Origin of the sequence: Amycolatopsis sp. NPDC059235 (genome assembly GCF_042754125.1) — a bacterium.
GTDB lineage: Bacteria > Actinomycetota > Actinomycetes > Mycobacteriales > Pseudonocardiaceae > Amycolatopsis > Amycolatopsis albidoflava.
This window is the reverse complement of sequence record NZ_JBHZAG010000008.1, coordinates 128,775-154,282: the sequence shown is the minus strand read 5'-3', so window position 1 is coordinate 154,282 and position 25,508 is coordinate 128,775. Positions and strand designations below refer to the sequence as shown.

General features: G+C 70.1%; 23 protein-coding genes. 9 read left to right on the top strand and 14 right to left on the bottom strand.

Translation table 11 applies throughout. The features are described from left to right. Positions 1-7: 7 nt before the first annotated feature. From ACFXI3_RS08415 to ACFXI3_RS08395, 5 genes are all read left to right on the top strand, one after another. Entirely contained in the window at positions 8-988 is a 981-nt protein-coding gene (locus ACFXI3_RS08415; RefSeq protein ID WP_378398926.1) for a threonine/serine dehydratase, read from the top strand. A gap of 205 nt (positions 989-1,193) precedes the next feature. Then, positions 1,194-1,640 (top strand): CBS domain-containing protein, encoded by a 447-nt coding sequence (locus ACFXI3_RS08410; RefSeq protein WP_344274639.1) that lies wholly within the window; start codon positions 1,194-1,196, stop codon positions 1,638-1,640. Positions 1,641-1,671: 31 nt separating this feature from the next. Beyond that, the gene (locus ACFXI3_RS08405) at positions 1,672-2,961 is read left to right on the top strand and encodes an ArsB/NhaD family transporter (RefSeq protein WP_378398924.1); all 1,290 of its coding nucleotides are present in this window, start codon (positions 1,672-1,674) and stop codon (positions 2,959-2,961) included. A gap of 272 nt (positions 2,962-3,233) precedes the next feature. Beyond that, positions 3,234-5,003, top strand: a complete 1,770-nt coding sequence (locus ACFXI3_RS08400) for a chloride channel protein (protein ID WP_378398922.1) — start codon at positions 3,234-3,236, stop codon at positions 5,001-5,003. A gap of 156 nt (positions 5,004-5,159) precedes the next feature. Next, positions 5,160-5,813 (top strand): cutinase family protein, encoded by a 654-nt coding sequence (locus ACFXI3_RS08395; protein ID WP_378398920.1) that lies wholly within the window; start codon positions 5,160-5,162, stop codon positions 5,811-5,813. 123 nt (positions 5,814-5,936) lie between these two features. Here the strand turns inward: ACFXI3_RS08395 and ACFXI3_RS08390 are convergent, their stop codons facing one another. The 3 genes from ACFXI3_RS08390 to ACFXI3_RS08380 are packed head-to-tail and all read right to left on the bottom strand — an operon-like array spanning position 5,937 to position 9,528. Further along, complete coding sequence (locus ACFXI3_RS08390; protein WP_378398918.1) at positions 5,937-7,679, bottom strand: FAD-dependent monooxygenase; 1,743 nt, start codon at positions 7,677-7,679, stop codon at positions 5,937-5,939. A 58-nt stretch (positions 7,680-7,737) separates the two neighbouring features. Continuing rightward, on the bottom strand, positions 7,738-8,661 hold the full coding sequence (locus tag ACFXI3_RS08385) for a VOC family protein (protein ID WP_378398916.1): 924 nt from the start codon (positions 8,659-8,661) through the stop codon (positions 7,738-7,740). 15 nt (positions 8,662-8,676) lie between these two features. After that, positions 8,677-9,528, bottom strand: a complete 852-nt coding sequence (locus tag ACFXI3_RS08380; protein ID WP_378398914.1) for a fumarylacetoacetate hydrolase family protein — start codon at positions 9,526-9,528, stop codon at positions 8,677-8,679. 114 nt (positions 9,529-9,642) lie between these two features. Between ACFXI3_RS08380 and ACFXI3_RS08375 the strand changes: the two genes are divergently transcribed. Further along, entirely contained in the window at positions 9,643-10,323 is a 681-nt protein-coding gene (locus ACFXI3_RS08375; RefSeq protein WP_344274660.1) for a GntR family transcriptional regulator, read from the top strand. Positions 10,324-10,367: 44 nt separating this feature from the next. Here the strand turns inward: ACFXI3_RS08375 and ACFXI3_RS08370 are convergent, their stop codons facing one another. Next, a complete protein-coding gene (locus tag ACFXI3_RS08370) occupies positions 10,368-11,375 on the bottom strand; it encodes an FAD-binding oxidoreductase (protein WP_378398911.1) in 1,008 nt (335 codons plus the stop codon). 1 nt (position 11,376) lies between these two features. Continuing rightward, entirely contained in the window at positions 11,377-12,606 is a 1,230-nt protein-coding gene (locus tag ACFXI3_RS08365) for a cytochrome P450 (RefSeq protein WP_378398909.1), read from the bottom strand. A 136-nt stretch (positions 12,607-12,742) separates the two neighbouring features. On the opposite strand from ACFXI3_RS08365, the gene ACFXI3_RS08360 reads away from it, so the two are divergent. Further along, positions 12,743-13,672 (top strand): AraC family transcriptional regulator, encoded by a 930-nt coding sequence (locus ACFXI3_RS08360; RefSeq protein ID WP_344274668.1) that lies wholly within the window; start codon positions 12,743-12,745, stop codon positions 13,670-13,672. Positions 13,673-13,973: 301 nt separating this feature from the next. Here ACFXI3_RS08360 and ACFXI3_RS08355 read toward each other — a convergent pair whose 3' ends face one another. From ACFXI3_RS08355 to ACFXI3_RS08345, 3 genes are all read right to left on the bottom strand, one after another. Then, complete coding sequence (locus ACFXI3_RS08355) at positions 13,974-14,270, bottom strand: DUF1905 domain-containing protein (protein WP_378398907.1); 297 nt, start codon at positions 14,268-14,270, stop codon at positions 13,974-13,976. An 84-nt stretch (positions 14,271-14,354) separates the two neighbouring features. Continuing rightward, positions 14,355-15,722 (bottom strand): sensor histidine kinase, encoded by a 1,368-nt coding sequence (locus ACFXI3_RS08350; RefSeq protein WP_378398905.1) that lies wholly within the window; start codon positions 15,720-15,722, stop codon positions 14,355-14,357. Then, a complete protein-coding gene (locus ACFXI3_RS08345) occupies positions 15,719-16,399 on the bottom strand; it encodes a response regulator transcription factor (RefSeq protein WP_378398903.1) in 681 nt (226 codons plus the stop codon). Before ACFXI3_RS08345 ends, ACFXI3_RS08350 begins: the two co-directional genes overlap by 4 nt. Positions 16,400-16,643: 244 nt before the next feature. Between ACFXI3_RS08345 and ACFXI3_RS08340 the strand changes: the two genes are divergently transcribed. Next, on the top strand, positions 16,644-17,159 hold the full coding sequence (locus tag ACFXI3_RS08340; RefSeq protein WP_378398901.1) for a DUF4232 domain-containing protein: 516 nt from the start codon (positions 16,644-16,646) through the stop codon (positions 17,157-17,159). 42 nt (positions 17,160-17,201) lie between these two features. Here ACFXI3_RS08340 and ACFXI3_RS08335 read toward each other — a convergent pair whose 3' ends face one another. Genes ACFXI3_RS08335 through ACFXI3_RS08310 form a run of 6 tightly spaced genes read right to left on the bottom strand, consistent with a single transcriptional unit; the run spans position 17,202 to position 24,511 of the window. After that, positions 17,202-17,885, bottom strand: coding sequence for a class II aldolase/adducin family protein (locus tag ACFXI3_RS08335; protein WP_378398899.1), 684 nt, complete (start codon positions 17,883-17,885; stop codon positions 17,202-17,204). After that, positions 17,882-18,643, bottom strand: coding sequence for an SDR family NAD(P)-dependent oxidoreductase (locus ACFXI3_RS08330; protein WP_378398897.1), 762 nt, complete (start codon positions 18,641-18,643; stop codon positions 17,882-17,884). Before ACFXI3_RS08330 ends, ACFXI3_RS08335 begins: the two co-directional genes overlap by 4 nt. Further along, on the bottom strand, positions 18,640-18,924 hold the full coding sequence (locus ACFXI3_RS08325; RefSeq protein ID WP_378398895.1) for an acetone carboxylase subunit gamma: 285 nt from the start codon (positions 18,922-18,924) through the stop codon (positions 18,640-18,642). The genes ACFXI3_RS08330 and ACFXI3_RS08325 overlap by 4 nt, the downstream gene beginning before the upstream one ends. Continuing rightward, positions 18,921-20,894 carry a hydantoinase B/oxoprolinase family protein gene (locus ACFXI3_RS08320; RefSeq protein WP_378398893.1) on the bottom strand — a complete coding sequence of 658 codons (1,974 nt, stop codon included), beginning with the start codon at positions 20,892-20,894 and terminating at the stop codon, positions 18,921-18,923. The genes ACFXI3_RS08325 and ACFXI3_RS08320 overlap by 4 nt, the downstream gene beginning before the upstream one ends. Continuing rightward, positions 20,894-23,005 carry a hydantoinase/oxoprolinase family protein gene (locus ACFXI3_RS08315; protein ID WP_378398891.1) on the bottom strand — a complete coding sequence of 704 codons (2,112 nt, stop codon included), beginning with the start codon at positions 23,003-23,005 and terminating at the stop codon, positions 20,894-20,896. Before ACFXI3_RS08315 ends, ACFXI3_RS08320 begins: the two co-directional genes overlap by 1 nt. Positions 23,006-23,029: 24 nt before the next feature. Further along, the gene (locus tag ACFXI3_RS08310) at positions 23,030-24,511 is read right to left on the bottom strand and encodes an aldehyde dehydrogenase family protein (RefSeq protein WP_378398890.1); all 1,482 of its coding nucleotides are present in this window, start codon (positions 24,509-24,511) and stop codon (positions 23,030-23,032) included. A gap of 183 nt (positions 24,512-24,694) precedes the next feature. Between ACFXI3_RS08310 and ACFXI3_RS08305 the strand changes: the two genes are divergently transcribed. Further along, positions 24,695-25,486 (top strand): IclR family transcriptional regulator, encoded by a 792-nt coding sequence (locus tag ACFXI3_RS08305; protein WP_378398889.1) that lies wholly within the window; start codon positions 24,695-24,697, stop codon positions 25,484-25,486. Positions 25,487-25,508: the final 22 nt, after the last annotated feature.

Here is a 25,508-nt window from a genome sequence, read left to right as displayed (position 1 = left end):
GCGCCTCGTGCAGGAGACGCGTCTCGACCTCGCTCGGATCCGGGCGGCTCGCCGGATGATCGCCCCGGTTTTCCTCGACACTCCGCTGTATCGCTGCGAGGCGCTGGAACCCGGCCTCGGCTGCGCGGTGAGCATCAAACTCGAAACGGCGAACCCAGTCCGCAGCTTCAAGGCGCGCGGCACCGAGGTGATCGCCAGTTCGCTCGCCGACGCCCGCTCGCCGGCCGTCGTGTGCGCCAGCGCGGGCAACCTCGGCCAAGCTCTCGCCTGGTCCGGTCGCGGCCGGGGGATCGACGTCACCGTCGTCGCCTCTCGCTTCGCGCCCGCGGTCAAGCTCGATCGCATCCGCGCGCTGGAGGCCAGGTTAGAGCTGGTGGACGGCGACATCGAGGAGGCTCGCGAGCGAGCTGTCGCGATCGCGCGGCACGACGGCATCCGGCTGGTCGAGGACAGCCTGGACCTCGAGACCTGCGAGGGCGCGGGGACGATCGGCCTGGAACTGGTGGCGACGGAGCCCGCATTCGACGCCGTCCTGATCGCGCTGGGCGGAGGTGCGATGGCCACCGGGATCGGTCAGGTGCTCAAGGCTTGTGCGCCCGGGGTCGAGGTGATCTGCGTCCAGCCGCTGGGCGCGCCGGCGATGACTCGCTCCTGGCGCGAACGGCGCGTCGTCACGACCGACTCGACCGACACCATCGCCGACGGCGTCGCCGGACGCCGACCCATCCCGGCAGTCCTGGACGACCTGCTCGTGGTCGCGGACGACGCCGTGCTGGTCCAGGAGGCGTCGATCATCGCCGGGATGCGGCTGCTTCTCGACCGCGCTGGCCTGGTCGTCGAGCCGTCCGCCGCGCTCGGCATCGCGGCGATTCTCGAAGATCGCGAGCGCTTCGCCGGACGGCACGTGGCCACCGTCGTCTGCGGCAGCAACGTCGATCCGGCCGCCTATCAGCGTTGGGTCGGTGCGGCTCCCCAGCAGCGGCCCTGACGACCGCCCGGTTTGCCCCGGGCCGATCTTTGCGGCATCTTTACGCCTGGTGTGCCGGGAAGTCTGGTCGGCCTGCCCGTGCCCAGCCGGGCGGCGGGCGGTCCGGTCGACCCGAGGAGTCCGATGGCACTGGTGCCGGTGTTAGGCGTGAGGAAAGAATTGGTGCGTTCCGGCGGAGCCGCCCGGCCCGCCGTAGCCTGGGGGCATGCGCGCGGCGGAGCTGGCCGAGGAGTTCCCGGTCGTGGACCTCGATTCGGACGCGCTGGCGGCCGCGCGCCTGCTGGCCGAGCACCGGTTGCCCGGGCTGGTGGTGACGGAAGCGTCCGGATGCCCGCATTCGGTGCTGCCCGCCTCCGACGTCGTGCAGTTCCTGGTTCCGCCGTACGTGCGCGACGATCCGTCGCTGGCCGGGGTGCTCAGCGAGTCGATGGCGGACCGCGTCGCGGACAAACTCGCCGGGCGGACGGTGCGCGAGCTGCTGCCCGCCGAACCGCGCGAGCTGCCGAGGGTGGACGCCGACGACACGCTCGTGGAGGTCGCCGCGACGATGGCCCGGCTGCGGTGCCCGCTCGTGGCGGTCATGCGGGACCGGACGTTGCTCGGCGTGGTGTCCGCGTCGCGGCTGCTGGAGCACGCGCTGACGCCTCGCTGATCCAGGCCGCGCCGATCCGGGCGGTCCGCCGGTGAGCACGGTGATCGCGGTCGTCGTGTTCGTGGTGGCCTACGTTTTCATCGCGACCGAGAAGATCCCGAAGATGACCGCCGCGCTGGCCGGGGCGGGAGTGGTGCTCGCGACCGGGGTGAGCGGATCGGCCGACGCGTTCTTCTCCGAGGACACCGGCGTCGACTGGAACGTGCTGTTCCTGCTGCTCGGCATGATGATCATCGTCGGGATCCTGCGCCGGACCGGGGTGTTCGAGTTCGTCGCGATCTGGGCGGCTAAACGCGCCAAGGGGTCGCCGCTGCGGATCATGCTGCTGCTGGTGCTGATCACCGCGGTCGCCTCGGCGTTCCTGGACAACGTGACCACGGTGCTGCTGATCGCCCCGGTGACGCTGCTGGTGTGCGACCGGCTCGACATCAGCCCGGTCCCGTTCCTGATCGCCGAGGTCCTCGCCTCCAACATCGGCGGCACCGCGACCCTGATCGGCGACCCGCCGAACATCATCATCGGCAGCCGCGCGGGCTTGGCGTTCAACGACTTCCTGCTCAACCTGACGCCGATCGTCGCGATCGAACTCGTCGTGCTGGGGCTGGTGCTGCCGTGGCTGTTCCGCGGTTCGTTCACCGTCGACCCGCGCCGGGTCGACGACATCATGGCGCTCAACGAACGCGAAGCGATCCGGCAGCCCAAGCTGCTGGTGAAGTCCGGCGCCGTGCTGCTGCTGGTGTTCGCCGGATTCGTGCTGCATTCGGTGGTGCACCTGGACCCGTCGGTGGTCGCGCTGCTCGGCGCGGGCCTGCTCGTGCTGCTCTCGGGCACGCCGCCGAAGCAGTACCTGGACGGCGTCGAATGGGAAACCCTGCTGTTTTTCGCCGGGCTGTTCATCATGATCGGAGCGCTGGTCAAAACCGGCGTGATCGACTGGCTCGCGAAACTCGCCGCAGGCGCCACCGGCGGGAACGCGCTGCTGGCGGTCTTCCTGATCCTCGGGGTGTCCGCGCTGCTGTCCGGCGTGATCGACAACATCCCGTACGTGGCAACGATGAGCCCGCTCGTGCTCGCGCTCACCCACGACATCCCGGACCCCGCGCACTCCGAAGCGCTGTGGTGGTCACTGGCGCTCGGCGCCGACTTCGGCGGCAACATGACGGCGGTCGGGGCGAGCGCGAACGTGGTGGTGCTGGGTCTCGCCGCGCGGGCGGGCTCGCCGATCTCGTTCTGGGAATTCACCAAAAAGGGCGCGGTCGTCACGCTGATCACGGTGCTCGTCGCCGCGCCGTACCTGTGGCTGCGCTACTTCGTCTTCTGATCCGCTGTCCGGACGGCCGGGGAAGTACGTGAGGGGAACCCTAGGGGAATCTGAGTACGTGAGGGTTCCCCTCACGTACGTTCGCCTTGCCTGTCAGCGGGGGCGATGCAGCTCAGGTTCCCGGCATCGGGATTCAGCGGCCCTCGCGGACTTCTGCGGGAACGGAGCCGCACGCCACTGTTGAAAAACCGGCACCGGGACATCCTTGCCGCCCAGTCAGGTGTGAGCGATCCCGCAACCATGTCCGTGCACAATTGTTGCATACTGCATCAATGTCGTCGGGTGAGAGTGCGGGGAAACGCGGGCTGGTCGTGCCGGTGCGCCGGCCGGTGGGCCGGTGGGTGCGGGAGAGCCGGACCGGGCTGGTCGGGCTGGCGGTGCTGATCGGCGCGGGCGCGGGGCTGGGCGCGGTGGTGTTCCGCTGGCTGATCACGGCGTTCACGCACGTGTTCTCCGGGCACGCGGACTATTCGGACGCCGGGCGGGCGGCGCATTCGTGGTTCCCGGCGCTCGGGCCGTGGTTCCTGCTGCTCGCTCCGGCGCTGGCGGGCCTGATTTACGGGCCGCTCGTGCACCGGTTCGCCCCGGAGGCGCGCGGGCACGGGGTGCCGGAGGTGATGTACGCCGTCGCCGAGCGGGGCGGGCGGATTCCGGTGCAGGTGAGCGTGGTGAAGGCGCTGGCGTCGGCGTTGACGATCGGGTCCGGCGGTTCGGTAGGCCGGGAGGGGCCGATCGTGCAGATCGGCTCCGCTTTGGGGTCGGCGCTGGGCCGGGCGGCGCGGCTGCCGGAATCGCGGCTGCGGGTGCTGGTGGCGTGCGGCGCGGCGGGCGGGATCGCGGCGACGTTCAACGCGCCGCTGGCCGGTCCGTTCTTCGCGATGGAACTGATCCTGCGGGATTTCGCCGCGGAATCGTTCGGGGCGGTGGTGCTCGCGAGCGTGACGGCGAGCGTCGTCGGACGCGCGGTGCTGGGGAACGCGCCATTCCTGGACCTGCCGCCGTTCACGCTGCGGAACCCGGTGGAGTACCTGCTGTTCGTGGCGCTGGGCCTGGTCGTCGGCGCGTGCGGGGTGCTGTTCACCCGGGTGCTGTACTGGATCGAGGACCTGTGCGACCGCCTGTGGCGCGGTCCGGAATGGCTGCGCCCGGCCGTCGGCGGGGTCTTCCTCGGCGGATTGCTGCTCGCGCTGCCGCAGATGTACGGGGTGGGTTATCCCGTGCTGCAGAACGCGGTCGAAGGCAAGTACGTCTTCGGGTTCCTGCTGGTGCTCATGGCCGGGAAGATCGTCGCGACCAGCCTGACGATCGGCATCGGCGGGTCCGGCGGGGTGTTCGCGCCGTCGCTGTTCATCGGCGCGATGGCCGGGACCGCGTTCGGGATCGCGGTGCACGCGTGGTTTCCGTCGGTGACGGCGTCGCCGGGCGTGTACGGGCTGATCGGGATGGGCGCGGCGTTCGCGGGTTCGGCGCGGGCCCCGATCACGGCGGTGATCGTGCTGTTCGAGCTGACCGGGCAGTACACGGTGATCCTGCCGATGCTGACCGCCATCGTGATCGCGACCGCCGTGAGCCGCGCCTTGAGCCGGGACACGATCTACACGCTGAAGCTTCGCCGCCGCGGCATCGATCTGGACAACCACCCCTCCGCGCGGCGATTGGCGGGCACGAAGGTCTCCGCGGTCACCGAACCGCTGCCGGAGCCGCTGCGCGAGGACCTGCCGCTGGAACTGGCCGCGCACGCACTCGCGCTGTCCGGGCACGGAATCCTGCCGGTGATCGACGAGGACGGCCGATACCAGGGCTGCGTCACCGCCCGGGCGGTCGCCGAGGCGGTGGCCGAAGACCACGTCGGCCAGGTCGGAGACCTCGCCGAGCTGCCGCCGCTGGTGACCGGCGACTCCACGCTCGCCGATGCGCTCGACGCGTTGGGCCAGGCGCCGGGAACCGGTCTTCCGGTGCTGACCGGGACCGACGAGCTGACCGGGTGGGTCACCCATCAGTCGGTGCTGAGCGCGCTGGAGCCTGCCGCGGCCGGCCGGTGAGCGTGCCCGCGCGGAAAGCCTTGGTCCCGCGCTGAGCGAGCCGGACCGGTCGCCGATGACCGGTTCTCGACCTGGCCTTTCCCCCTTTCCCGCCGTCATCCTCGGACCGCTTGGACCCGCGGCGAATTCGGCCGCACACCGAACGGAGAGGGTGGAATGAGGAAGAAAAACATCGCGGCTCTGCTGACAGGTCTGCTCGCGATAACCGGTCTGTCGGTCTGGACCGGACCGGCCGCGCAGGCCGCCACGGCGCCGTGCGACGGGACGTACTCGATCGCGGTCGGCGGGTGGCGGAGCCATTGGTGGGACGACCGCTTCTTCAACGTCACGCAGCACGTCGGGTATCCGACGGACATCCCCAACGGCGCCAGCACCCAAGCCGGCGTCAACGAGTTGAACCGATTGGTCCGCGAACAGCGCGCGGCGTGCCCGGGGCAGCACGTCAAGATGATGGGCTACTCCATGGGCGCCGCGGTGGTGCACGTCTGGGTCACCACGAACTGGATGTCGTTCGACAACGTCAACGCCATCCTCGTCGCCGATCCCAAGCGGCAAGGACCTCCGGGAGCCGACGGCGGAACCGGCGTGTTCGGCCCCGCGGTCGGAGCGCCGCTCGCGGGGGTCGACCGGTTCTTCGGCAACGTGCCGGTCAAATCGATCTGCACCGCGGACTACGTCTGCGACACCTCCGCCAACCCGCTGGGGTACCCGGCCGATCACATCAACCACTACGACGTCGATTTCGACGGCAACCACCACAACGACAGCGCCAATGAGCAGTGGTACAACGGCGTCTGGATGCCCTGGTAAGCAGGACGGTTCCCCCGGCGGTGCGTCGGGGGAACCGCTGCGGGGATTCTTCCGGACCGCGCGATTTCCTCGCGTCAGGCCGAGCGCCAGCGTTCGCCGACGGCTTGCTTGCGCGCTTTCGGCTCAGCGAGCCAGCACCTGGCGGAGGACCTCGCGCAGCACTCCGGCGGGATCGTCGGCGAGGCCCGCGCTGCGCCAGGCGACGTGCTGGTCCGGACGGACGAGCAGGCAGCCGCGTTCGCTGATCTCGCGGACGCGTTCCCAATCGCCGAGCGGGTCGGTGTAGTCGCAGCCGAGGCCGATCTGCCGGGCGGCGAGGTCAAGCCCGAATTCGGTGGCCAGCTTGCCCGCCGCGTCCAGCCAGTCCTGGCCGCCGATGCCGGTGAGCACGGTGAACCGGCCGTGGCCGGTGATGTCCACAGTGGACACCGGGGTTCCGGCGTGTTCGAGCCACGCGTGCGGCAGCCGGGCTCCGGGATGGGTCGTGGCCTGGTAGTACAGCTCCGCGTCGCGGGCGGGGATCGGCCAGGGCGCGCCGTCGGACGCCACCGCGGCCGAGGCGTAGCGCTGGCCGAGTTCGACGCCGTGCGCGTTGAACTGGTAGTTCTGCAGTTCGACGGCCGCGCGCAGTTCGGCGCGGCGGGCCTGGCCTTCCGGGGTGTCCGCGGCGAGGCCGGCCAGACTGCGCCAGCCCTCTTCGGTGCTTTGGCCGGGCCGGAAGCCGAACGCCTGCGAAATCGGCCGCATGTCCTCGACGCTGCGCATCGCACGGTCGACCACCTGCTTGCCGACCGGCTGCCGTTCCGCGTCGTAGGTGTCCAGCAACGCTTCCCCGGCCTCGCCGCGCACCACGGACGCGAGCTTCCACGCCAGGTTGAACGCGTCCTGCACCGAGGTGTTGGTGCCGAGCCCGTTCGCGGGCGGATGCCGGTGCGCGGCGTCCCCGGCCAGGAACACCCGGCCGCGCCGGTATGAGCGGGCGACCAGATGGTTGATCTGCCATTCGCTGACGGCTTTGATCCGGACCTCGACGTCCGGGTCGCCGATGATGGTCGACGCGCGCTCGCGAACGGCGCCGGGGGACAGGTCGGGCGCGCCTTCGGCTGGGTCGTACATGAAGAGCATGACCCATTCGGTCCACGGCTTGACACAGATGAACGTGCCCGAGCCGACCCAATAGTCGTTGCCCGGCTGGCACATCCAGTAGAGCGTCCCGGGCCGGTGCGCGGTGTAGCGGGCGAGATCGGCCTCCAGCCACACATTCGCGGCGCGGCCGAGGCCGGACTCGCCGTCGAACTCGAAGCCGAGCTGGTCGGCCACGGTGCTGCGGCCGCCGTCCGCGCCGATCACATATCGCGCGACGATTTCCTGCTCAGCACCGGTTTCCCGGTCGAGCACCACCGCGTGGACGGCGTCCGGCGTCTGCGAGATGCGCACCAGTTCGGTCGAGAACCGGAGGTCGGCGCCGTGCCGCTCGGCTCCGGCGCGCAGCACTGGCTCAAGGATGTGCTGCGGGATATTGCACATCGCGCTGGGGCTGGCGGCGGCGTAATCGGCGTGCCGTGCGGTGCCGCTGCCCCAGGTTTTGAGCCGGGCCAGTTCCTGTCCGGCGAAGCTGGTGGCCCAGACGTTGTCGCCCATCAGTTCGTTGGGCACCGCGACGTCCCGCACCGCGTCCTCGATGCCGAGGTCGCGGAAGACTTCCATGGTGCGCTGATTGGTGATGTGGGCCCGCGGAGAGTGCGCGGTGCCCGGGTATTTGGTGATCGTGACGGCACGCACGCCCTGCGCGGCGAGCAGCGCGGACGCGGTCAGGCCGGCGGGACCGGCTCCGACTACCAGTACATCGGTTTCGCAAGCGGGCATGACGGATCAACCTCCTGGGCCGCGCCCAGTCAGCGGGAATGAGGGGGAGTGGGCCGGGTCAGCCGGCCTGGTGCGCGCCGGTCATCAGCGCGGCGAGATCGTCGGGGTGCAGGAACGACGGCGGGGGAGGCGGGCCCCAGTTGAACAACCCCTTGGCGCCTTCCAGTGTCTCCGGCGTCCAGAGCTGGTCGTCGAGGATGCTGTCCATGTCGGAGTAGTACTCGGAGAAGTTGCCCGCGGGATCCTTGAGGTACCAGAAGAAATTGGACCCGGCGTGGTGGCGCCCGAGGCCCCACACGTGCCGTTCGGGGTGGTCCTCGAGCATCGCGGTCGCGCCGCGGCCGACCTCGTCGACGTCCTCGACCTGCCACGACGTGTGGTGCAGGAACGCGACCGGCGCGGCGAGCGCGAGCACGTTGTGGTGGTCGGTCGAGCAGCGCATGAACGCGCCGTGCCCCTTGATCGCGTCGCTGGTCTTGAATCCCAGCCCGGCGGTGAAGAACTGGATGGTGCGCTCGTGGTCGGGAGACCCGACGACGACGTGGCCGAGCTTGCGCGGCCGCACCGGGCCGGAGCGCAGCACACCAGGTGCCCGGGTGTTCGCGCGCTCCAGCCGTCCCGGCCCGTTGTACGGCGTGGGCGGCTCGGGATCCTGGCGCAGCCGTTCGGCGATCCGGACGACCACCTGGAACCCGGTGACCGGTTCGCGGGTGAACAGCGTGTCGCCGGCGATCTCCGCTGGAATGTCCAAAGAGGACAGCTGGCGGCGGATGCGGGCGAGGTCGTCCGGGTGGTCGGCGCCGATGCTCAGTTCCATCAGCTGGCGTCGCGGGGAGTGGACGATCTTCAGCTGACGGCCGCCGTCGCGGGTGCTGAACCAGCCGTCGGCGTCCTCGGAGAGCCCGAAGTCCCGGTAGTAGCGGGCGGTCGCGGCGACGTCGGGCACGCCGACGACGAGCGAGTTCAACCGGTGCAATCCCATTGTCCAGCCCTTTCGCTAAGCGGCGACCATCCGCTGCCGCAGTTCGCCGATGCCGTGCACGTAGCTGACGAGCTGGTCGCCCGCCTTGAGGTAGCGCTGCGGCGTGCGGCCCATGCCGACGCCGGACGGGGTGCCGGTGAAGATGACGTCGCCGGGCAGCAGCGGCGTCACCGCGGACAGCCGGGCGATCAGCGCCGGCACCGAGAACACCATCTGCGAGGTGCGGCCCTTCTGCACCTGCTCGCCGTTGACGAGCGCGCCGAGTTCGAGGTCGTCGCGATCCGGCAGCTCGTCCGGCGTCACGACCACCGGGCCGAGCGGGCCGAAACCGGGGTAGGACTTGGCGAGGCTGAACTGCGGGGCGGGACCGGCCAGCTGCAGCAGCCGTTCGGAGATGTCCTGTCCGACGGTCAGCCCGGCGACGTAGTCCCAAGCCTGTTCCTCGGCGACCCGTTCGGCGCGCTTGCCGACAATCGCGACGAGTTCGACCTCCCAGTCGACGTTCCCGCCGTCCGGGATCACGACGTCGCCGTACGGGCCGGCGAGGCAGGTCGGGAATTTGGTGAACACCGGCGGCGTCTCGGGCACGGCGAAGGACGATTCGGCCGCGTGGTCGGCGTAGTTCAGGCCGATCGCGAACACCTGGCGCGGCGCCGGGACCGGATTGCCCAGCTGGTCGTCGCGCACCGGCCGTTCGAGCGCGTGTCCCGCGCCGATCGTCGCGGCGAACTCGGACAGCTCCGCCCAGCGCTCGTAGGCGCCCTGGACGTCCGGGCCGAATCGCCCGCCGCTGGCCTCGGCCGCGTCCACCGCCTTTCCCGGTGCGGTGACCAGGGCCAGTCGTCCGTCCACAGTGGCGACTTTCATGCGGGGCTCCTTCGCGTCCGGCTTCGGTGCCCTCCAGTTGTACTCGCCGAGATTCGAGGAGGCAATGAACTTTCGAAAGTTGCTCTCAGATTCGTATCCGCTACAGTGGACGGCATGGCAGGGGAAACGACGCGTGCCGAGGGCGTCTACCAGCAGCTTCGGGCGGACATCCTGGGCGGCCGGATGATTCCCGGGCAGCGACTCAAGTTCCCCGAACTGTGCGAGCGGTACTCGACCAGCGTCGGCGCGGCCCGCGAGGCGCTCACCCGGCTCACCGCCGAGGGGCTGGTGAAGACCAGGCCGCACCTCGGCTACACGGTCACGCCGCTGTCGCACGAGGATCTCGCGGACCTGACCAAGGCGCGGCTGGAGATCGAATCGCTGGTGCTGCGGCTGTCGATCCTCGAAGGCGACGTCCAGTGGGAGGCCCGCGCGGTGGCCGCGCACCACCTCCTCGAACGGACCCCGTTCACCGACCCCGCCGACCCGGACCGCCCGGCCGACGCCTGGGTGGCCGCGCACGCCGACTTCCACCTGGCCCTGTTCGACGGCTGCCGCAACCGCCGGCTCGTCGCGACGGCACGCGGCCTGCGCGAGGAAGCCGAGCTGTACCGGCAGTGGTCAGTCTCCTTCGGGCAGGAAACCGACCGGGATCTCCCGGCCGAGCACAAGGCGATCCTCGAAGCGGCACTGGCTCGCGACGGGGACCTGGCGGCCGAGCGGCTTCGGGACCACATCGCGCACACGGCGCAGCTGCTGATCAGCTGCGCCGAGGACGAGCCGAACCGGCCGTAGCGGCGAAATTCGTTGCCTGTGCGGGAATTCCGGCCGCCGGTGCGTCAGGACGCGGCCGGGGTGAAGTTCTCCCGGTGGATCATCCGAGGTGCCATCCGGCGGCGTTTGAACGCTTTCACCCCGGCGTCGACCATCGGCGGCGGCCCGCAGAGCCAGCCCGACCAGCCGCGTGCGCTGGGGACGTCTTCGAGGAAGCAGTCGGTCGGGAAACCGGTGCGGTACTTGCTGCTCTCGGGTTCGTGCGAGAGCACTGGCAGGAACGCGAAGCCCGGGTAGCTGTCGGCGAGTTCGGCCATCAGGTCGAGGTCGTAGAGGTCGGCCGCGCCCCGAACTCCGTGGTACAGCAACACTTTCCGAGTCGGGTCCCGGTGGAGTGCGGTGCGGGCGAGGCCGATCAGCGGTGCGAGACCAGTGCCGCCGCCGATGAGCACCATCGGGCCGCCGTCGTCCTCCTCGGCCGGAGGCAGGAAGAAATCGCCGAGCGGACCGGTGACTTGGACCTGTTCCCCGACGGAGAGGTCCGCGAAGATCCACTGCTCGGTCGCCGCGCCGCCGGGCACCAGCCGGACGTGCAGTTCCAGGACTTTGTCCTCGTCTGCGGTGTTGACCAGCGAGTACTGGCGGCGCACGCCGGTGCCGGGCACGGTGAGCTCGACGTACTGGCCCGCGTGGAAAGCCAGCGGTTCGGGCAGGCCGAGCCGCAGCCGCCGGGTGTCGCGGGCGATGTCCTGGATTTCGCGGACGGTCGCGGTGAGGTCGCGCAGCGGGTGCGTGGCCCGGCCGCCGCCCGCGGTTTCGATGACGACGTTCGAGCGGAGCCGGGCCTGACACGCCAGTGCCAGGCCCGCTGCCCGCTCGTCGTCGGTCAGGGTGTCGGCGGGGGAGTCGCAGTGGTCGACGGCGCCCTCGACCACCCGCAGCTTGCAGGTGCCGCAGGTGCCCTGGTTGCAGGAGTTCGGCATCCAGACGCCGGCGCGCAGGAACGCGTCGAGCATCGGCTGGTCTTGCCCGCACGGCACTTCCCGGCCGCCGACGGTCGCGGTGAAGGACATGTCAGGCCTCCCAGGCGACGTGCAGCGACGTCGGCCCGCGGAAGCCCCAGCCCCAGAACTCCACGTCCGAGGAGGTGTCGCGTTCGAGGTTCGGGATCGACTCGAACAGCTCCTCCAGGGCGATGCGCATGACGTGGTTGGCGAAGTAGATTCCGGCGCAGGCGTGGTTTCCGGCGCCGAACGCCAGGTGCGGCAGCGGAGGCCGGTGCAGGTCGTAGCGGGTCGGGGCCTCGTAGACGCCGGTGTCGTGGTTGGCCGAACCGTAGGACAGGATCACCGGCGTGCCCGCGGGCAGGTCGACTCCGGCGACGGTGACTGGTTTGGTCGAGATCCTCGCGGTGGCCGACCAGATCGGTGAGGTCCAGCGCATTCCCTCGGAGATCGCGCGGGGGATCAGCGCCGGGTCGTCCACCACCTGCTCAAGCTGATCGGGTTCGCTGAACAGCCCGGTCAGGGTCGAGGCCATGCCGTGGCCCGGTTCCTGCATCGCGCCGAGCAGGTACACGTAGATCGTCGGGTAGATGTATTCGCGGTCGCGGGTTTTGCCGGGCGGCATCCCGTCGTGCAGCCAGTGCGAGATCGCGGTGTCGGCGGGTTCGGCGATCCACCGGTCGATCAGCGGGTCGACGGTCGCCTGGATCTCGGCCTTCGCCTCGTCGCCCTGGACGAATCCCTCCGGGTTGGCGAATTCGCCGTCCTCGGTCATCGCCGCGTTGGTGAAGGACCGGCTCAGTTTCGCGAACCACTCGCGGAGCTTGTCCGAGCTGACGTCGTGCAGCCCGAGCAGATCCCCGAGGGAGCGGACGCTGACCGGTTCGCAGTACTGCGAGACGAGTTCCGCGCGGCCGTCGTTCTCGAACTTCTCGAGGTAGCCCCGCGCGATGGGCCGGACGAGCTCGTCGATCCACCGGTCGACCTCGACGGGCTGGAGGGCGGGTTCGACCATCGAGCGCAGGTCGGTGTGGATGTCGCCGTTGACCCCGATGATCGCCGGATGGCCGAAGGTCCGGCCGCCCGCCGGGGTGATGACGGCTTCGAAGTCCGGGCTGGTCGCGATCTCGCGGCAGATCTCCGCCGTGGTCGCGACGTATGACCCGAGCACCGGCACGTACGCCAGCGGGGCTTCGCGGCGCAGCCGTTCGTAGGGCTCGTACGGGTTTCGCTCCAGTTGGGCCATGGTGATGTCGCCGATCCAGGAAAGATCGTGGACAGCAGTGGTGTTCGTCGTCATTGACGCGGCCTCCTTCGTGCGGGTTGGACGAGAAGGTAGGTCCGCGCGGCCCGGGCCCACGACACGCGAAGCGCGGATCCGGTACGGATCGCGCGACGAATCCGGCGCGTCGCCGCTGATCAGCTAGCATGCGTCCATGTCCGCACGCCGTGGTGCGGCGCCGCGGGATTGGGAGCGAGTCTCGAAGTCGGTGGCCGACGCCTACTTTCCGCACCAGCTGACGCCGCTGGGCGCCGGCCGCGAACCGCGGCTGACCCTGCGGACGCTGGACCTCGGCCCGGTGCTGATCGGGTACGTCGGATGGGGAGCTGACGTCGAGATCGCCTGCGACTACCCGGCCGCCTACGAGGTCAACCTGCCGTTGACCGGCCACCTCGCCAGCCGCGGCAAGCACGGCCCGGTGACGTCGGTGCCGGGCCAGGCGACGGTCTTCCGGGCCGACACCCCGTCGCTGATCACCCACTGGGACGCGACGTGCACCGTGCTGGGCGTCAAATTCGACCGGGACTGGCTGGACCGCGAGGCCGAGCGGGTGCTCGGCGCCGGGACCGTCCGGGTCGCGCTCCCGGACCAGCTCCGCCTCGAACACGGCCCGGCGCGCGACTGGCGGCACCTCGTCGCGGGCCTGTCGTCCCAGATGCGCGACGGCGCGTTGTTCAGCGACCAGCCGATCGTCCGGGAACAGCTGGCCGGAGCGGTCGCGGCCGGATTCCTTCTCGCCGGCTGCCCGGATTCCGGCCGCGTCCCGGCGCCGCGCCCTCGGGCGATTACCCGCGTGGTCGACGCCGTCCGCGCCGACCCGGCCCGGGCGTGGACGGCTGCGGAGATGGCTGCTGTCGCCGGGACCACGGTGCGGAGGTTGCAGGAGAGCTTCCGGGAATGGGTCGGCTGCACGCCTACGGAACACCTCGTCGGGGTCCGTTTACAGCACGCTCGCGCGGATCTGGAAGCGCATCCGGAGTCGTCGGTGAGCGAGATCGCGGCTCGGTGGGGTTTTTCGAGCGCGAGCCGGTTCGCCGCGGCTTTTCGGCGGCGGTATGGGCGGCCGCCGTCGGAAGCTCGCTGAACCCCGAGGAGTCCTTTGTGGACGACGATGCCCGCGCGCCGGCCGAAGACGACACCGGCTGCCAGGCCTGAGCCGCCGGGGTAGTTGCCCGAGAAGAGCCCGCCGAGCATCTCGCCGCATGCGTAGAGGCCGGGGTAGTTGCCGGAGCGCCCGCCCAGCATCTCGACATGCGTAGAGGCCAGGGGAGCGGCCGCGGTTGTCGAGGACCCTGCCGTGCGGGTCGCATTTCAGGCCGCCGAAGGTGAAAGTGATGGCGCAGGGAACTTCCCCGCCGGACCGGGCCGGACCGGCTTCGGTGACGTCAGAGGTCGAGGACCGTCACGGTCACCTGCGCGATGTCGCCGGGATCGAGCTTTTCGGCTTTGCGTACCGCGCGTTTGACCGGAAGCACGTAACCGCGCTCGCTGTCCGGGAAGATCGACGTTCGCCAGGTGGTCGCGCCGACCCGGACCAGTACTCGCATCGATCCGAACCCTCGGCGCGGCCCGCCCAGGTCGCGGATTTCGTCCGAGATGTCGCCGGGCAGGCTGACGAAGGTCCAGGTGTCGGTCCGCCGGGCGTCCCAGATCCACAGTTCGGCGTCGAAGTGCACTTCCACTCCGTCAGCTTCGCACGCGACACCGACAGTTTCCGGGGCGAGCCGCGTGACCAGGCAGTCGTGAAAAGGCCCGACAGGACCGCGTCAGCCGCGCGCTTCGGGGAGTTCCACGACGAACCGCGCCCCGCCGCCGGGTCTGGCTTCCGCCCATACCCGGCCGTCGTGGCGGTATACGTGGTCCGCGACGATCGCCAATCCCAGACCGGTTCCCGAGTCGGGATCGCGGCGTCCGGCGTGCAATCCCCGGGAGAATCGCTCGAAAATCCGCTCCCGGAGTTCGGCGGGAACTCCCTCGCCCGCGTCGTCCACTTCCAGCCGGACGACGCCGTTGCGTGCGTGTGCGGCCACTCGGACCGCGCCACCGCCATAGCGGGCCGCGTTGTCGAGGAGGTTTGCCAGGACTCGGTCGAGGCGGCGGCGGTCGGCGGCTACCAGCAAGGGCTCCGGGGAGAGGTCCAGCGCCGGGTGCGGGGCGGGGCTGCTCGCGACTCCGCTGCGGACAAGCGGGCCGAGGTCGACCAGTTCGCGTTCTTCGCCGTTGTCGGCCTGGTCGACGGCTGCGATCTCCAGCAGATCCAGCACCATGCCGCGGAACCGGTGGAGTTCGGCCAGCAGGAGTTGCAACGCCTTCTGCGCGGGCGCGGGCATGGCGTCGCGGCGGCGTTCGAGCACTTCCGCGACGGTGGTCATCGTGGTGAGCGGCGAGCGTAGTTCGTGGCTGACGTCGGCGGCGAACCGGGCGTCGCGGCGGACTCGCTGCTCCAGGGCGTCGGCGGTCGAGTTGAAGGTCTCGGCGAGCGGCGCGAGGTCCGGCCCGGCCTGTTCGGGCAGCCGGGCGCGCATGTCGCCGCGCGCGATGCGGGCGGCGGTTTCGGTGAACGCGGCGAGCGGGCGCAGTGCGCGCCGGGCCGCCCAGGCACCAAGGGCGACGCCGAACAGCCCGCACGCCAGGGTGCCCGCGACAAGGATCAGGCGCAGGTTGCGGAAGGTCCGTTCGAGCCCGAGCAGCGGATGAAGCTCGACGTAGAAGCCGGTCGCGGTGGCGAGTGGTTGCGCGACGGCGAGGACCGGGACCCCGTCGGCGGTGAAGCGATCGTGCGCGGGCGCGCCGGGGCGGGCCCTCGACAGCAGGCCGGACGGGAGGGCCTCGGGCCGGACCGGGCGTCCGGCGGTGTGCCAGCCGCCGGGCAGGGACACGAGGATCGTCGAATTCGGTCCGGAGGTGAGGCCGGACAGCAGTTCGCCGAGACCGTCGGTCTGGGTGCGGACCTCGTTGTCGACCAGCCGCGCGTTGATCCGCGAATGCCGGTCGGCGCTCTGCTGGCGCTGGTTGAGCAAATACCCGGTGGCGAGGTGCCACGTCGCCGCCGACAGCACGCTGACCACCACCAGCAGGCCGAGGCCGAACGCCGCGGAAACCCGGAAGCGCAAGGAAAGCCGGGCCCGGTTCACTGCTGGGGCTTGGCGCGGTAGCCGATGCCCCGGACGGTCAGCACAAGGTGCGGACAGTCCGGATCCGGCTCGACCTTGCGCCGCAACCGCCTGATGTGCACGTCGAGCAGCCGGGTGCCGCCGAAGTAGTCGCGGCCCCAGATCCGGTGCAGCAACTGCTCCCGCGTGACGACCTCGCCTTCGGCGGCGGCCAGTTCGGCCAGCAGCCGGAATTCGGTGCGGGTAAGGCGAATCGGGGAACCGTTGCGCGAAACGGTCTCGTCGTGCGTGCTCAACAGCAGATCGCCGACCTGGAGGCAGCACCGCCGAACCGGCGCGGCTCGCCTGAGCAACGCGCGAATACGGGCCGCCAGCTCACCGGCGACAAGCGGCTTGGTCACGTAGTCGTCCGCACCTGCCTCCAAGCCCGCGATGACGTCCTGGCTGTCGGCGCGCGCGGTGATGACGATGACCGGCAGGTCGCCGCGCACCCGCAGCTCCTGACAGACGGCGAGCCCGTCCATGCCGGGCAGCATCAGGTCGAGCAGGACCACGTCCACGCTCACCGAGTCCAGCATCGACAACGCGTCCTCGCCGCACGCGGCCTGCGTCACCATGCAGCCCTGGTCCGCGAGAGCGAGCGAAAGCGCTTCGCTGATCAGGGCGTCGTCCTCGACCAGCAAGACTCGCACCGTCATCGGGTCGCCCCTCCGCCGCAGAACATGCCCTAGAAATTGTTCCCTATCGCGGCAAGACCGGAGCCGATGCGGATTCCTCCGTGCCCAGCGGCAGACGCCGGGTTTTCAGCGGAGCGAGCCCTTGCTGGCTGATTGCCGGGCCGGGAGGCGGTGACTCAAAGAGGGTCCTTGGCCTCTCGGGCGGCCGGGCGGTGCCTTGCCACGATGGAGCAGCAGCGGAATCTCGGACGACGGGAGAACGACAGTGATCTCGGCCCGGTACCTCGTAATCGGCGGCGTCGTGGCCGCACTCGCCGGCACGGTCATCGCGAACCAGTCAGCTTCGGCTCGGACGGCATCCTGCCGGACCAGCGGATTGCACCTCGCGCTCGGCCGGGGAGAGGGGGCCGCCGGGCACTACTACGTGCCGATCGTCTTCACCAACTCCGGCCGCGGCGCCTGCGCGTTGGGCGGTCATCCCGGGGTTTCCTATGTCGCGGGCCCGGATCGGCACCAGGTGGGCGATGCGGCGGCACGGGAACCCGGGGTGGCGCCGAGGCTGACGTTGGCGCCCGGCCAATCCGCCACGGCGTGGGTCGATCAGGTCGACGTCGACGTTTACGACCCGGCGAGCTGCGCCCCGCGATCGGTCTACGGATTGCGGGTTTATCCGCCGGGCAACACGGAGTCGGCGATCGTGGCGGAGCCCGGCGCGCGGGCGTGCGCGAAGCACATGCCGGGCCAGCGTCCGCTCGCTGTCCGGGCGGTTCAAGAACGCTGACGGCCGAGGGTGCGCTGCCCGGCTGGACAACGCACCTTCAGCTCACGGCAACTGCCGCACCAAGTAGTCCCAGACCGCTTGCACCGCCCGCGGGTGGTAGATGTGCTCCCGCTTGGCGTGCGATTCCGCCGGTGGCGACCAGCTAGGCCACCCGCCGAAGGACTGTGTCAGCAGCTGCTGCTCACACGCCCGCTCCAGCACCACCGCGGCTACCGTCGCGCTCTCGACCGAATCGCCGACCGCCACGATCCCGTGGTTCACCAGGAAAACCGCCCGGGCATTGCCCAATTCCGCGGCCAGCGACTTGCCCAATTCCGGCGTCAGGATCAGATCAGCGGTTTCCGTGTACCGCGGCACCTCGGGCGGCACGAACAGGTTCGCGGCATGGCTCACCGGCCGCAGCTGCTGTCCCGTCGCGGCCAGGGCGACGGCGTGCGGCGCATGGGTGTGCACGACCGCGTTCACGTCCGGCCGCGCGGCGATGACCTCGGTGTGGATCGGGTATTCGCTGTGTCGCGGGCCGCCGCCGGAGACGACCTCGCCGTCGGCGTTGACCAGGTGCACCCGCTCCGGCGTGACCTCCTCCATGCCCCATTCCGCGGACTTGATCCAGACGCCCCGGCCGTCGGCGTCGCGGCAGGAGACGTGGCCCCAGATGAGGTCGCCTTGTCCGGCGGCAGCCAGGATCCGGGACGACAGCGCGACGAGTTCCTGGTGCGTGCTCATCGGTGCACCAGCCCGCCGTTGACGCTGAGGGTCTGGCCGGTCAGATAGCCCGCGTCGTCGCTGAGCAGGAACGCTGCCAGGCCGGTCATGTCGTCAGCCCCGGCGGGGCGGTGCAGCGATTGGGCGCGCAGCATGGCCTCGCGTTGTTCCGGCGTCACGGTTTCCCGCGCGACTTCGGTGTACACCGGCCCCGGAGACAAAGTATTGACCCGGATGCCGAATTCGCCGAGTTCGCGCGCCATCGAGAAAGTCATGCCGTGCACGCCGCCCTTGCTGGCCACGTAGTGCAGGTAGCCGGGGCGACCGAGCTGCACCGCGTCGGAGCCGATGTTCACGACACTGGCCGACGGCGACGCCTGCAGCAGCGGAAGCAGCGTCGACACGAGTAGCCACGGGCCGCGGAGGTTGACCGCCATCAGGCGATCCCATTCCTCGTCGGTGATTTCCCAGAACGGTTTCATCTTGATGGTGGAGAAGATCGCGGCGTTGTTGATCAGGCCGTCGACCCGGCCGTGTGCCTCGGCCAATACCGCGGCGAACTCCGCACAGCTGCTACGGCTGGAGACATCGAGCGCGTACGCGCTGGCCTTGCCGGGACCGTCAAAAGAAGCGGCGGTGGCTTGGACACCCTCGAGGTTGAGGTCCGCGAGCACGACGGTCGCGCCTTCGGAAACCAGACGCCGGGCGTAGGCGGCCCCGATGCCTTGGGCCGCGCCGGTCACGACGACGACCTTTCCGGCGAGTCCGTTGAGGGTCATGTCAGGCTCCAGCTTCGGTAGGAGGGTTCGCCGTCCGGGACGATCTCGGTGGACAGCAGCGTCAGGCAGCCGGGGCAGAAGGCTTGTCGCAGCACGACTTCCCGGTCGACGAACGCGGCGGGATCGGCGTGGACGCCGGGTCCGGCTTCGGTCGAGGGGCGTGCGTGGCGCAGCGCGTGCGCCATCGGTTCGGCGGTGGTGTCGCCGATCCGCGTCGCGCAGTGCCGGCAGACGACGGCGCCGGTCGCGTCGTCCACGCGGAGGTTGAGGTCGAGGTTCACTGGTGCGCTCCTTCCGGCGGCGTGAGGCCGGCGCGTGCGTACCGCAGCCGGTCGCGTTGTGCCGCAGTGGCCGCGAGGTCGGGTTCGCCGTCAGCCAGCACGACGCCGTACACATCCGCTGCCGCGACAGCGGACACCTTGCCGTTGCGGACATCCGCGGCCACGCGTTCGGGTTCGCGGTGCAGCGGGTCGCCGATTCCGCCGCCGCCTTGCCAATGGGTGAAGTAGACGTCCGCTTCGGCGAGATCGGTTTCCAGGTGCGGCGGAAGGGTGTCCGCCTGGCCGCTCAGGTCGTCGATCGTCTGCGGGATCCGGCCGTTGGCGAGCTGGTCGCGCACGGTGGTGTCGCGGACGAGGACGTCCCATTGCGTGGCGGCGGGATAGCCGCCGGAGATGCCGGGGGCCTGCGGCACCGCCTTGCCGTTGGCGGAGACGACGAGGTGCACGCTGCGGGTGGGGGAGTCGTAGGGGATGAAGCAGCTCGACGCCCCGACGCCGCCGCGCCACCGGCCCGGTCCGCCGGAATCGACCTCCTCGCGCCGCCACAGGTAGAGCATCGGGAAGCTGAACTCGTTGATCTCGATGTCGGCGATCCGGCCCATCGGGATGCAGTTCTCGCCGCCGGTGTCGACGCCGTCCCCGTCGACCTTCGCGCCGAGGCCGCCGGACATCGCGTCGCACAGCATCGTGGCGAAGCCGCCGCCGCGCTGGTCGACTCCGGCGAGCAGCGTCAGATCCCAGGTGCCGCAGCACACGCTCATCGCCGACCGGCTCAGTTCGGCGTGCGTGCTGAGCATCTGCGCGACGGTTTCGGAGACCGCGTTCTGCGTGGACCAGGCCGAGTTGACCGACGCTTTCCCGATGCCCGCCGGGAAGGTGCAGTTGTTGATCGTCCCGGGTTCGCTGACGATCTCGACGCACCGGTAGATCCCGCCGGGCGACCACGAGATGTCCGGGCACAGCATGGTCAGCAGGATCGGCAGGATCCCGCCGCGCAAACCGGCGAGGGTGCAGTTGATGATCCCGTCGACCTGCGGGTCGGTGCCGGTGAAATCGAACGTCAGGGTGTCGTCCTGTTTGGACATCGCGACGACGATCTTGTGGATGTCCCGGTCGCCCGCCCGCGCGCCGTCCTGGTGCGCCACCGCGGACCAGGTTCCGTCCGGCAGCGCACGCAGTTTCGTGCGCAGCTGGGATTCCGCGTCGCCCATCATCTTCTTCATCACGGCCTTGACGGTGTCCGGACCGTACTTGTCGATGAGCGCGGTCAGGCGATCCTGCGCGACGTTGTTCGCGCCGATCTTGGCGCGCAGGTCCAGCCCGACCAGCCGCGGCACGCGGGACCGCCGCAGGTACATGTCCTCCATGTCCGAACGCAGCCGGCCGCCTTCGACGATCTTGACCGGCGGTATCGGCAGTGCTTCCCAGAACACGTCGTGGCCTTCGACGGACCAGCTGCCCGGCGATACACCGCCGAGGTCGACCTGGTGCGCGACCGCGCCGGTCCAGCAGAAGAGCTGGCCGTCGTAGAACAGCGGCGCGAGGACGGTGACGTCGTTCTGGTGCAGACCGCCGCCGATCCACGGGTCGTTCAAGAGGAATTGGTCGCCCGGCGCGATTCCCGGGTTCTCGGCGCGATGCTCCAGCGTCCAGCGCACCGCCATGTCCAAAGCGGACCCGAGCTGCATGTTGTACAGCCCGACCTGGACGGTTTCGCCGGTCTCGTCCATGATGCCCGCGCCGAAGTCGTTGCAGTCGGTCACGACGACCGAGCCGGACATCCGCTTGATCGCGTCGCCCATGTCGTCGGTGATCGCGACCAAACGGTGCCGGACTACCTCGTAGGTGAGCGCGTCGAGGTTCTCGGAGCTGACCCGGTGCAGGTTCAGGTCGCCGAAACGGGCTTCGGGGTCGAGGGGAGCGCCGGACTGGACGAATCGCTCGGATCCGGCGACGGGGATGACGGCCATCAGGAGTGTTCCTTCCGTTCGGGGAAACGGATCACGAGGTTGCCCAGCCGGTCCACGGTGGCCTGGGTGCCCGGCGGCAGGGCGACGGTGGTGGTGGGCGCTTCGACGACTGCCGGGCCGTGAATCTCGTGGCCGGCGCCGAGTGCGCGGTAGTCGTAAATCGCGGCGGGCTGCCGTCCGGTGCGGACGTCGAGCAGGACGTCTCGCTCGCCGCTTGTGGCGGGCTCGCCGGACAACGTGCCGTGCTGGGGCAGCTCCGGCTGGATCTGCAGGATCCCGGTCGCGCGGACGCGGTAGGTGATCAGCTGCAGTCCGGCGTCGGGGAAGCCGGATCCCCTGCCGTACAACGCTTCGTAGCTCGCCTCGAAATCGTGGCCGAGCTGGTCCACCGACTGCTCGGTCAGCTCGCCGCCCGGCACTGGAGTCGCGACTTCGGCGAGTTGCATGGTGTAGCGGATGTCGGCTTCGCGTTCGTAGCTGATCGCGGAGAAGGTCAGGCCCTGTTCGGCCAGCCGGCGTTCGAGTTCGCGTTCCAGGCCGGTGAAAACCTCGTTCGCGGTGTCTGCCGCGACTGGCATCGCAACCGGCTGCGACTGTTCGGCTGTCAGCACGATGTCCGAGGCGGCGAGGCCATAAGCGGAGAACACCGCGGCGGTGGAACCCAACGGGACCACGACTTCCTTCACACCGAGGTCGGCCGAGTAGCTCGCGCAGTGCATCGGACCCGCGCCGCCGAAGGCGTAGAGGGTGAAGTCGCGCGGGTCTTGGCCGGAGTTGACCACGACCTTGCGGACGAGGTCGGCGGTCTGGGCGTTCTGGATCGCGTAGATCGCCGCCGCCGCGTCCTCGACGGACATGCCGAGCGGCGTCGCCACCACCTTGTCGATGGCGTCGCGGGACAGCTGGACGTCGAGTTTCTTGCGCCCGCCCAGGAAATTGTCCGGGTTGATGATGCCGAGGACGAGGTCGGCGTCGGTGACCGTCGGCTCCCAGCCGCCCTCGCCGTAACAGGCGGGGCCGGGACGGGCGCCCGCGCTGCGCGGCCCGACGCGGAGGTTGCCGCCCGGGTCTACCCAAGCGATCGCGCCGCCGCCCGCGCCGATGGTGTGCACGTCGACCATCGGTGTGCTGATCGTGTACTGGTTGAGGATCGTGCTCGTGGTGGTCACTGGTTTGCCGTCGACCACCAGCCCGACCAGGAATGTCGTACCGCCCATGTCGGTGGAGATCACCTTGTCGTGCCCCAGCGACGCGGCCATCCGCGTGCAGCCGACAACGCCGCCGGTGAGCACCGAACCGATAGTGGTGATCGCGTGCGCCGGAGCGTCCGCGGCGGTGACGCACCCGCCGGATCCCTGCATCACCAGCAGCGCGCCGGTGAGCCCGCGCGCCCGCAGTTCGGCTTCGAGCGGGCGCAGGTAGCTCCCGAGTCGAGGACCGACCTGGGTGTTCATGATCGTCGTGACATTGCGCGGGTACTCCCGGATGCGCGGGCTGACCTCGCTGGACAGCGCCACGTACACCTCCGGTGCTTCCTCCCGCACGATCTCGCGCACCCGCTGCTCGGGCGCGGGATTGCGGAACGACCACAGGAACGACACCGCGATCGCCTCCGCGCCGTCGGCGAGCAGGTCCCGGACCGCGGTCCGGACACCGTCTTCGTCAAGCGGGACGACGACGCGGCCCTGGTAGTCCACGCGCTCGTCGATCTCGCGGATCCGGTGCCGGGGCACCAAAGACGCGGGCTTCGCGGTGCGGGCCATGTGCTGGATGTCGTCGCTGCCGAGACCGGCGTAGCGGCCTTCGAGGTTCATGATGCTGATCGAGTCCGCGTGCCCGCGGGTGGTGAGGAAGCCGACCTGCGCGACGTCCCCGGTCACCAGCGCGTTGAGCGTCGAGGTGGTGCCGTGCACGAGATAGTCGGTGCCGGCGAGCAGTTCGCGGACCGGGATGCCGAGTTCCGCGGCGAGCTCGTCGATCGCGGTGAGGAAGCCGGTCGCGAAATCCGGGGGAGTGGACGGGGTTTTGGCCGCGGCGAGCCGGTTGTGCTGGTCGGCGACGAACGCGTCGGTGAACGTTCCGCCGGTGTCGATGCCGATGACGTACGCCATGAGGGCCCCTTTGCCTTCGGATCGTCAGAACATGACGTTGATGGATTTGGTTTCGGTGTAGCTGAGAAGTTCTTCGAGGCTTTCCTCGCGGCCGACGCCGGATCCCTTGACGCCGCCGAAGGGCACGTTGGGGAAGTGTCGGGACGAGCCGTTGATCCAGACGAACCCGGCCTCGAACGCGCGGGCGACGCGGTGCGCTCGGGTGACGTCGGCGGTCCAGACGCTCGCGGTGAGGCCGTAGTCGACGCTGTTGGCGATGCGGACTGCTTCCTCCTCGTCGGCGAACGGGATGACCGACAGCAGCGGCCCGAACACCTCCTCGCGGGCGATCCGCATGTCCGGGCGCACGCCGGTGAACACCGTCGGGGCCACGAAAAGCCCCTCGTCCACGCCTGCCGGACGACCGCCGCCGGTGGCGACCCGCGCGCCTTCGGAGACCGCGATGTCGATGTAGGACAACGACTTCTCGTACTGCGCCCGGTTGATCATCGTGCCCTGCTCGGTGCGCTCGTCGAACGGATCGCCGATCCGGCGCGCCTCGATCAGCTCGACCACGCGGGCGACGAGCGCGTCGTGGACGTCCTGGTGCACAAGGAGCCGCGAGTTCGACCCGCAGGACTGGCCGGACCAGGTGAAGTTCATGCCGAACACCGCGCCGGCGGCCGCGGCTTCGAGATCCGCGTCCGGGAACACCACCATCGCGTTCTTGCCGCCGAGTTCGAGGCTGACGTCCTTGACGCCGCTCTCGGCCGCCGCGCGCTGGATGGCGCGCCCAGTGGGTTCGGAGCCGATGAACCCGATCCGCCGCACGTGGCGGTGCCGCACCAGCGCGTCCGGCACCGCCGGTCCGTCGCCGACGACCACCGAGAGCACACCGGGCGGGAAGATGTCCTTCGCCAGTTCGGCCAGCCGCAGCGCGGACAGCGGCGCGGCCTCCGGCGGCTTCAGGATCGTCGGATTGCCCGCGACCAGCGGCGCGGCGATCTTGCCCGCGAACATCAGCGGATGGTTGTAAGGCACGATCCTCGCGACCACGCCGACCGGCTCACGCGTGGTCACGTGCAGCGCGGTGCTGGCGGGGATCGTCGTGCCTTTGAGTTCGAGTGCCTGGCCGGCGAACATGCGCAGCTGCGCCACCGTCACCCCGACGTCGACGCGCGAGTTCGAGATCGGCGAACCGGCGTCCACCGTGTCGAGCAGAGCCAGTTCTTCGCCGTGGCGTTCGATCGCGTCGGCCAATTCGGCCACCAGCTTCGCCCGCTCGACGGGCAGGGTGTCCCGCCAGACCGCCCGGGCGTCGGCCGCCGCGCGTACTGCCTCGTCGACGTCGTCGGGTCCCGCGTCGGGAACCTCGGCGATCACGGTGCCGGTGTAAGGGGACACCCGGGAGAACGTGGCGCCGGACCGCGCCGGGACGAGCTTGCCGTCGATGAGCAGGCGCCACTCGCGGTCGAGAAGTTCGGCGGCCCGGGTCGGGATTCCCGGGCCGGAATGTGCTTCGAGCATCGTCGCTCCTGCGCTTCCTGAGTCCCGCGGGGACCTGGAGCCCCGCGTGCCGTCGGCTCATGCTAACCCCGCGACCCGGCGCGAAGTCTAGCCTGCGGACTTCAATTCTGTTCTCAAGAAACTATGCGAACTCTTGTCCCTGAAAGTCACCGTAAACGCCCTGGTCCAGATACGATGTCTGCTATGCAGACATCCGCTGCCGAGGCCGGTCCCGCGCGGCCCGCTCCCCAGTACCCGATCGAATCCGTGGACCGCGCGCTGCGGCTGCTCCGGATGTTCAGCGCTGCCAGGGAACTCCGGCTGTCCGACGCGAGGGACGCGCTGGGCGTGGGCCAGTCGACCGCGCACCGGCTGATGGCGATGCTGGTCCACCACGGGTTCGTCGACCAGGATCCGGCCAGCCGCGTCTACCGCGCCGGGCCCGCGCTGGTCGAGATCGGGCTGTCGGTGGTGAACCAGATGGACCTGCGCGCGGTCGCGCGGCCGGTGCTGCAGTGGCTGTCCGAGACCACCGGCGAGACCGTGCATCTCGGTTCCCTGGAAGGGAATCAGGTGCGCTTTCTCGACGTGATCGAGAGCGACCGGGCGCTGCGGGTGTCCGGCCGGGTCGGGCGCACCTTGCCCGCGCACGCGACGAGCCTGGGCAAGGCGATGCTGGCGCATCTGCCGGACGACCAGATCGCGCAGCGCTACCCGGACGACGTGCTCGGCCAGGTCACCACGAAGACCATGACGAGCCGCAGCGCGCTGCTGGCCGAGATCGAACGGATCCGGCGGCGCGGTTACGCCCTCAACGCGGGCGAAAGCGAGGACGGCGTCAGCTCGATCGGCTGCGCGGTCGCCCGCCCGGACGGTCCGCTGCTGGGCGGGCTGAGCGTCGCGGCCCCGACCGCGCGGATGACGAAAGCCCAGCGGGACGAACACGCGGTCGCGCTGGTGGAGGGGTGCCGGCGGCTGGCGGAGAAGCTGGTCTGACCGGGCATATCCGCGCGGCGGA